Origin of the sequence: Propionivibrio sp. (assembly GCF_029255185.1) — a bacterium.
Classification (GTDB): Bacteria; Pseudomonadota; Gammaproteobacteria; order Burkholderiales; family Rhodocyclaceae; genus Propionivibrio.
This window is the reverse complement of the sequence record NZ_JAPUVO010000045.1, coordinates 1-7190: the sequence shown is the minus strand read 5'-3', so window position 1 is coordinate 7190 and position 7190 is coordinate 1. Positions and strand designations below refer to the sequence as shown.

The 7190-nt window shown below is 59.8% G+C and carries 7 protein-coding genes; all 7 read left to right on the top strand.

Annotation, left to right across the window (positions count from 1 at the left end; all coding sequences use genetic code 11):
- Positions 1 to 721, top strand: a 721-nt coding sequence (locus tag Q1J43_RS01095) for an ATPase, T2SS/T4P/T4SS family (RefSeq protein WP_301100445.1), incomplete at its 5' end; no start/stop codon positions are given.
- Between the two features lie 2 nt (positions 722 to 723).
- A complete protein-coding gene (gene icmT / locus Q1J43_RS01090) occupies positions 724 to 990 on the top strand; it encodes an IcmT/TraK family protein (RefSeq protein ID WP_301100444.1) in 267 nt (88 codons plus the stop codon).
- Positions 991 to 1220: 230 nt separating this feature from the next.
- Entirely contained in the window at positions 1221 to 2237 is a 1017-nt protein-coding gene (locus Q1J43_RS01085) for a TcpQ domain-containing protein (RefSeq protein ID WP_301100443.1), read from the top strand.
- A 13-nt stretch (positions 2238 to 2250) separates the two neighbouring features.
- Positions 2251 to 3864, top strand: coding sequence for a secretin N-terminal domain-containing protein (locus Q1J43_RS01080; protein WP_301100442.1), 1614 nt, complete (start codon positions 2251 to 2253; stop codon positions 3862 to 3864).
- Positions 3865 to 5133 carry a type 4b pilus protein PilO2 gene (gene pilO2 / locus Q1J43_RS01075; RefSeq protein WP_301100441.1) on the top strand — a complete coding sequence of 423 codons (1269 nt, stop codon included), beginning with the start codon at positions 3865 to 3867 and terminating at the stop codon, positions 5131 to 5133.
- Positions 5117 to 6028 carry a hypothetical protein gene (locus tag Q1J43_RS01070; protein WP_301100440.1) on the top strand — a complete coding sequence of 304 codons (912 nt, stop codon included), beginning with the start codon at positions 5117 to 5119 and terminating at the stop codon, positions 6026 to 6028. Before pilO2 ends, Q1J43_RS01070 begins: the two co-directional genes overlap by 17 nt.
- 379 nt (positions 6029 to 6407) lie before the next feature.
- On the top strand, positions 6408 to 7190 hold a 783-nt coding region (locus tag Q1J43_RS01065), incomplete at its 3' end, for a hypothetical protein (RefSeq protein ID WP_301100439.1).

The window sequence follows — 7190 nt, the reverse complement described above, 5'->3', positions numbered from 1 at the left end:
GATTGAGCGCGAGCAAGGGTGCGGCAAAATGCTCACCTACGAAGCGCCGATCGAATATGTTTACGACGCCATCACCGGCCCGCGTTCGCTGGTGGCGCAATCGGAAATCCCCCGCCATTTGCCGACTTTCGCCGCCGGCGTCCGCAACGCTCTGCGCCGCAAGCCCAACATCATTCTGGTCGGCGAAGCCCGTGATCGCGAAACCGTCTCCGCCGCCATCGAGGCTGGGCAAACCGGCCATCTGGTTTACTCCACCCTGCATACCGTCGGCGTCGCCGCCTCCATCCGCCGCATGGTCAGCGTGTTCGAACCTGCGGAACGCACCGAACGCTCCTATGCTTTGATCGAAACGCTGCGGTTGATCGTGACGCAGGCCTTGGTGCCGAAGGTCGGCGGCGGACGCATCGGCTTGCGCGAATATATGGTTTTCGACGATAATGTGCGCGAGCAGCTTCTGGACATGCCGGTCGAACGCTGGACCTCCGAGACGCAGCGTTTTCTTGTGCGCTATGGCAAGACGATGGAGCAATCCGCCAACGCCGCCTTCAAGTACGGACTGATTGACCGCCGCACCTACCTGTTGCTGACCAAGGGCCTGTCCGGCACGGATTGGAGCGAGGGCGACGATGGCGCGCATGATTCTGGCGTTCTCAATGCCGCCGACGATATCGGGGGCGACGAGGCGCATGCCGACGACGATTTCAACCTGCCTGGGTACTGACGATGGATATTCACTGGCGCAATACGCAGAAACCGGCGCGGTTCTTTATCCTCGACGCGCGGGCGTTTCTGGCCTTTCTGCTGTTTCTGGTTCATATGCGGCTGTGGACGCTTTACGTCGTCATCGCCGTCATGTTCTTCTTCTGGCTGATGGAGCGGTTCGGTTTGACGTTCGAGGCCTCTCTGCGCGCCGTGCGGAGCTGGTTCCTTGGCCAAAACAGACCGGCCAACAGCCGGCGCGCCAGACGCCGTTGGATTGATTTTGGGTAAGTGGTTTGTTGTCATGGGGGGCTCTTGACTCCCATCGGTTTCCTCGCAATGGTTCAATCTGGTGGCAGAATTTAGTGGGTTTGTTTTCTTGTCGTAATAAATGGCGACTTGTTGCCTAAATGACACATGTATTAAGGGATAGTGCTGTGCTTGGCTTGGCGGTTGTGACTGGTTGACGGCTCATCTACTATACGCACCACTTTTGCAGTACCTCAAAAAGGGCAGAAGACATGAAAGATCGTTCCTGTTCACTGGCGTCTCTTTTCCTTGCCTCCGCCGCTTTTGCTCTCGGCGCTTCCCTGCTTCCTTCGACAGCCGAAGCTGGATTTCAATGGGTAGCGCCTGTGGCGCAGCCAGCGCCGTCTGCTGTTCAGGTTCCGCCCGACGTTCTGGCTCCTTCTTTGCCGCCGGCGACGCCTGTGGCCGATGCCGCGCCGCAAACGCTGTCGCCGCCCTTTACGACAACGCAGGAAGCTGCATCGGCTGAGGTCGCGGGGGGCAGCGCGGACGAAAAGCCATTGCGCGGCTTTGCCAACAATGTTCCTCTGGAAGTCGCGCTGCGGCAGGTGTTGCCGCCGGATTACGCCTTCGCTTTGGCAGATGGTGTCGATGGTGGACATCTGGTGTCGTGGCAGGGCGGCGGACTGTGGCGTCAGACTCTGCAAGACATGCTTCGTACCGCCAATTTGGGGGCCGTAGAGCAGGGCAAGAATTTTACCATCGTTCGCGCGGCGCCTGCGGAATCGGCGGCTGTCATGCCGTCTTCTGAGCTTTCCGGTGACAAGGCCAGCGTGGGCGCGCCGATTCCTTTGGCCGCGCCTGTTGTCGATAACCAGCCTTTGTCTTTAGTGGCCCCCGCCGCCGAGGGAGGCGCGTCCGCAAAACAGGATGCGATGGATGTCGCGGCGCCTCCTGGCGGCGTAGCGATGATGTCCACGCCGGCCTCCTCGCCGGATTCGAGTGTGGCTCCGGCGGAAGTCTGGACGGCAAATCGTGGGGAGTCTTTGCGAACGGTGCTTGAAGAATGGAGCAAGCGCGCCAACGTTCAGGTGACATGGCAGGCGGAGTATGATTATCCGCTGCAGGCCTCGGTAAATCTGTCCGGATCCTATCAGGATGTGGTGCGCCGTCTTTTGATGGGGTTCCAAGATGCCCAGCCACAGCCGGTCGCGGCGCTGCATGAGTCGGCTGATGCTGGTCAATCGGTGCTAGTCGTGCGGGTGCGTGGCAACAACTATAGCGATTAAGGCGGAGAGAGTTATGATCCAGCGGCGTTTGGCGCTTCTTCTGGCGGTTGTGGCTCTTTCCGGCTGCAATATCGAGAAAACACGTAATCTGATCGACGCAAGGGCCGATCAGGCGGCACAAGGGCTGCGCGAGGCGCAAAAGCCGGCTGCCACTGTTTCCTATAATCCTTTGACGGTTACCGATAAGCTCTGGGCTGGTTCCTCATCGTTGCGTTTGCGGCGCGGTATGCCGTTGCCGTCGCGTTTTGAAGGTTCTCATGGCGTGACGCTGATCTCCGGTGAAGGCATGAGCCTTTCTGACATCGCCACGACTTTAACGGCGCAGACCGGCATACCCGTACGGGTGGCGGCCGGGGCTTCAGACGCCGGTGCAAGCGCACCCGCTGCCGGAGCCGATGGCGGTGGAGCCGGCGGCGGCGGGATGACGTTGGCCTATGAAGGGCCGCTGTCGGGCTTGCTCGATCAGGTGTCCGGTAATTTCGGCGTCAACTGGCGCTACGACGGCTCGACCATCAATTTGTCCCGCTTTGAAACGCGGGTGTTCATGATCGAGGCGATGCCGGGGACACAATCCGTCAAGGACGGCATGAAGGAGGCGCAAGCTAATGCGTCTTCGGGAGGCGGTAGTTCGAGCAGCAATTCGGCCAGCACGAGCAATTTGCAGCAAAGCTCTGAAATGACTGCGGAATTTAAGGTGTGGGACGAGTTGGGGCAAACTGTTACTTCCATGCTTGGTGGCGTCGGTTCTGTTGTCGTTTCGCCTTCGAATGGGTCGATCACGGTGACCACGACGCCTGACGTCATGCGGACGGTCGCCACTTACATCAAACAGGAAAATCGACGGCTGTCGCGCCAGATCGCCATTAATGTGGAGATATACAAGGTTGAACTGAGCGAAGGCACCGATTTCGGCTTTGTCTTCAACGAGGCCTTGAAAAGATTGAAAATGTTCGGCGCGACTTTCGCAGGGCCGCTTTCCGGTGCGCCGGCGGGCGTGGCGTTGAACAGTGGCGGCGTCAGCGGCGGCGGCGCTCTCAATATCGCCATCCTCAATCCCGATACGACGGGGCAGGTTACCGGTCTGTTCCAAGCCCTTTCCACGCTTGGCGACACCAGCCGTGTCGCGCAGTTCCCGATGACGACGCTGAACAACCGTCCCGTTTCGCGTCGGATCGGTCAGGACACGACTTATGTTGCGTCGATTCAAAACAACACTTCAACCACCTCCTCCGGTATTGCGAATTCGTCGATCACGCCGGGCGTGATTCCCGAAGGCTTTTCGTTGCAGGTGACGCCGCGCTTGCTTGATGATGGGCGGATCATGCTGCAATATTCGTTGAGCATTATCGATATTGTAAAAATTGAGACTTTTGGCTCGGCGCCGACTCAGGTGCAATTGCCTAAAACCACCAACCGTGTTTTCGTGCAACAATCAATGCTGAAGAGCGGTTCGACGCTGATTATCGGTGGTTATGACGACGAACTGGCGCGTCAAAACGCGCAAGGCGTCGGTAGCCCGTTCAACTTCTTCCTCGGCGGCGGCTCGAACACTTCGACGGGGCACACGATGTTGTTTATGTCGGTGACGCCGCAGGTGTTGGACGTCCCGACTTCGGAGCAGGATTAAATGGCCTCAGGCGTCGTCACTGTCGGCCGACGCCAGTATGCGTCGGGCCTGTACTGGGAAAACAGCCCCAGCGGCCGCATTTCTCAGGCGGCCAAGGAGGCTGCGCGTCAACCTGGCCATCAGGCCAGCTTTTTCGCGGTGCGTTCTGGTGGCAAGTCTGGGCGTGTGCCGCAATTCGCGCTGAGTCAATCCGTCAATGAGCATAAGGTCGGCATGCCGGTGCTGGCCGGCTGTCTTGCCAATCAGCAGCCTGGCTCATGGGCCGGCGCGTTTCGTTTGCGCGAAGGCACGGCCGTTGTCGTCGTTCGCGACGATCTGATCGTTCCCGACGGCGATCAGTTCTTCATGGACGAAACCGAGGCGCGCGACCGCCTGTTGCAGGAAATGGCGCTGGGTGGGCTGCAAAGAATTTACGCCCCTGAGACCTGGGGCGTTCCCGGCGCGGATACGATGCCGATCAGCCTGCTGATCAACGAGCGGACGGACATTAAACTCCGTTCCGTCGCCATGTCGTCGCGCGGCCTGATGGCTATCGGCATTGGTCTGTTGGCCTTGTTGCTGCTGCTTGGGCTTGGTTGGTATATCCAGCGCCAGAACGAACTGGCCGAAGAGGAACAGCAACGGAGTCTGCAGGCGTTGGAGCGCGCCAAACTTGAAGCGCAGAAGATGATGCCTACATTTATGCAGGCACCGCCGAAGTACCCGCCGCCGGAGCGGAAATGGGAAAATCATCCGCGCCCCATGGAGGTTTTTAAGGCTTGTCAGGCCAGTCTGTCCAAGATTCCGGCAGGCGTTGCGGGATGGCAGCTTGTCTCCATGAACTGTGACGCTAGCGCTTTAAGTTCCCATTGGTCGAGGACGAATGGGCCCGCTTCCTACCCCCCGCAATGGGTCGCCAGCGAATCCGGTTCTAATGCCGATTTTACGGTCAGCTTCCCGTCGATAGGGGCGCGAGGGGCCGAGGAGCTGGTGGGCTCGGAGGAGGTCATGCGGCGCTATCTGCAACAAAATTGGCCTGGCAGTATCAACAGGTTGCCGGATGATCCGCCGCCGCCACCACCACCGGGTTATCAGGGCGAGTGGAATCCACCGCCACCGCCGTGGGTTAAGCGTTCCTTTACAGTTTCTGTACCAGTATTGCCTTGGACGTTTCCGAGTTTGTTTGCCGATTTGCCCGGGGTTATTGTTGATACGATAAAGTTTGCCGCTACCGGTGCCGGCGGCGGTTCTTGGACGGTTGAGGGAGTGATTTATGAAAACCGCCGCTAGGATATGTTTGGCCGCCTTGTTTGGCGCGGCGATTATGCCTGTTGCGCCTACCGTCGCGCAGGTGCTTGGCGATGCCGCATCGAGCCTAGGCGCGATGGCGCAGGAGCAGGCGCAGATTCAAGCTCGGGCTGGGCAGGTGCAGGCTCAAGCGCAGGCGCAGCTTCAGACGCAGGCGCAAATGCAGGCGCAGAGCGCCGCGCCAGTACTGCCTGCCATGCCGGTAATGCCTGCCGCGGCCCCTACGCAGACCGCTACGACGCCAAAATCCGCCGCCGCGCCGTCTGAAGCCATCGTGCTTGCCGGAACCGGCGTGACCTCGCCCCCCGCCTTGCACGAGCCGGAGGATGATGAGGCGGCGACGATCAAAGTTCCGAAATCCGTGAACAATGTTTTGAAGAAACTCGACAAAGCCACGGATAACGTCACGCTTGAGGATATTAACTCCGCGCGGGATGCCATAGCCAAGCTTGACGTGTTGCTGGATATCGAAAAGCGCCTGTCTGATTTGGCGACCATTCGGCATGAACGGGAAGAGAAGAGCATGGCCGCCGCGCTGCCCGCCAGCGCGCTCGGCATGGTTCCGTCATCTCCTGTTTCTGCGGCGATGCCGGGCAGTTCCGGTTCGGGTGGTGGCGGGGCGGTCATGACTGCGCCACCGCCGGTTTCGTCGTTCTCGTCCGATCCGGAGGTTTTGAGGATTGTGGGTGCCGATGGCCGCTTCGTGGCTTCCATTAAGGAAGTGGACGGGAAGACGCTGCGCGTGCGAGAGGGCGACAAGCTGATGGACGGCAGCGTCGTAGAGTCCATTTCTAGCAATGGCTTGACCATTGAGCGGGACAAAAATAAACGCACCATCCGCGTCAAGGATGTCGGCACGGTCTTGGGCGGGCGATAATAAAATTTAGTTTGAATTGAGGTGGCGCCGAAACAACGCAGGACCTTGATCAGGGAATGCGTTGGCGGCGCTGTTTGCCTATTCGCAACTCAATGGGTGAGGGCGTTGTGTAGCGGTGTGCGTGTTGATTTTTTCGCGAAGCGTCCTGCACCGTTAGAGTTTTTGCTGCTTCTTTGCGCGCGGAATGCTATGAATCAGACGGACAGGAGCGATCGTTGGCGTGCGCGACATAATTTCAGAGTTTAACGACAAGTTTAAGGAGGCCTTGCGCGGCAAGGCTCCCGCTGCGCCTGCGCGTAAAAACGAAACGCCAGCCCGCGCTAAAACAGGCGCGACGCCGCCTTCCGCGCCGAAGGAGGCGCCTGAGGCAGGCGCCGTCATGCCTGCTATAGCGGCCCAGATTACGCCCGTTGACGTCAAGGTTGAGGACGAGCGCAGCTTCGCCGTCAGCGGCGGCCTGCAATTTGCCGGCGAGTTGCTCACGGCGGAGGGTGGCGCGTTAAAGACTCGCGAGGAATCGCGCTCGCTCTGCGCCCTGTTCGATACTGGTTTGTGGCTGGTCAGCGCCTCGCATCGCAATTCGCCGTTGGTGACGTCGGTGGCGCACGCGGCGCGACGCATGGGCTATAAGATCGACGAGCCGCGCTACGTCACGCCCAATATCATTCGTCAGGCCTATGTCTTCGCCGATCGTCGCAGCGCCGTCTCGCGTCAGGACACCAACGAAGTCCGCAGGCGGGTCGTGCAGATGATCCAGCGCGCCGTCGAGATGGGGACGAACGATATCCATATCGAGGCGGGCGAGGGGCGTACGCGCATCGAGTTCCGCATCGACGGCGCCTTGCGGCTCTGGGAAACTTGGACGCAAAGGGAAGGGGAGGAGGCGCTCTCCGCCATTTATTCGCACTCGGTCGGCCAGTCGGGAGCGACCGCCAATTGGCAGGAACCGCAGGCGGCGATGTTGACTTCGACGGCGCTAGGGCCGGACACGCTGATATTGCCCAAGGGCGTGCTCAGCGTGCGGTGTCAGTGGGTGCCGTTGGCCGAGGGGCGTTACCTCAATATGCGCCTGCAGTACGACTCGGCGCATCTGTTCGGCGAAAACTTCGTCATGGCCGACGTGGATTCGCTCGGCTTTTCGCAGGAACAGCTGAAGGTGGTG

Coding starts and splice junctions, on each gene's coding strand:
- icmT (WP_301100444.1), top strand. CDS start 724: ATGGATATTCACTGGCGCAATACGCAGAAACCGGCGCGGTTCTTTATC.
- Q1J43_RS01085 (WP_301100443.1), top strand. CDS start 1,221: ATGAAAGATCGTTCCTGTTCACTGGCGTCTCTTTTCCTTGCCTCCGCC.
- Q1J43_RS01080 (WP_301100442.1), top strand. CDS start 2,251: ATGATCCAGCGGCGTTTGGCGCTTCTTCTGGCGGTTGTGGCTCTTTCC.
- pilO2 (WP_301100441.1), top strand. CDS start 3,865: ATGGCCTCAGGCGTCGTCACTGTCGGCCGACGCCAGTATGCGTCGGGC.
- Q1J43_RS01070 (WP_301100440.1), top strand. CDS start 5,117: ATGAAAACCGCCGCTAGGATATGTTTGGCCGCCTTGTTTGGCGCGGCG.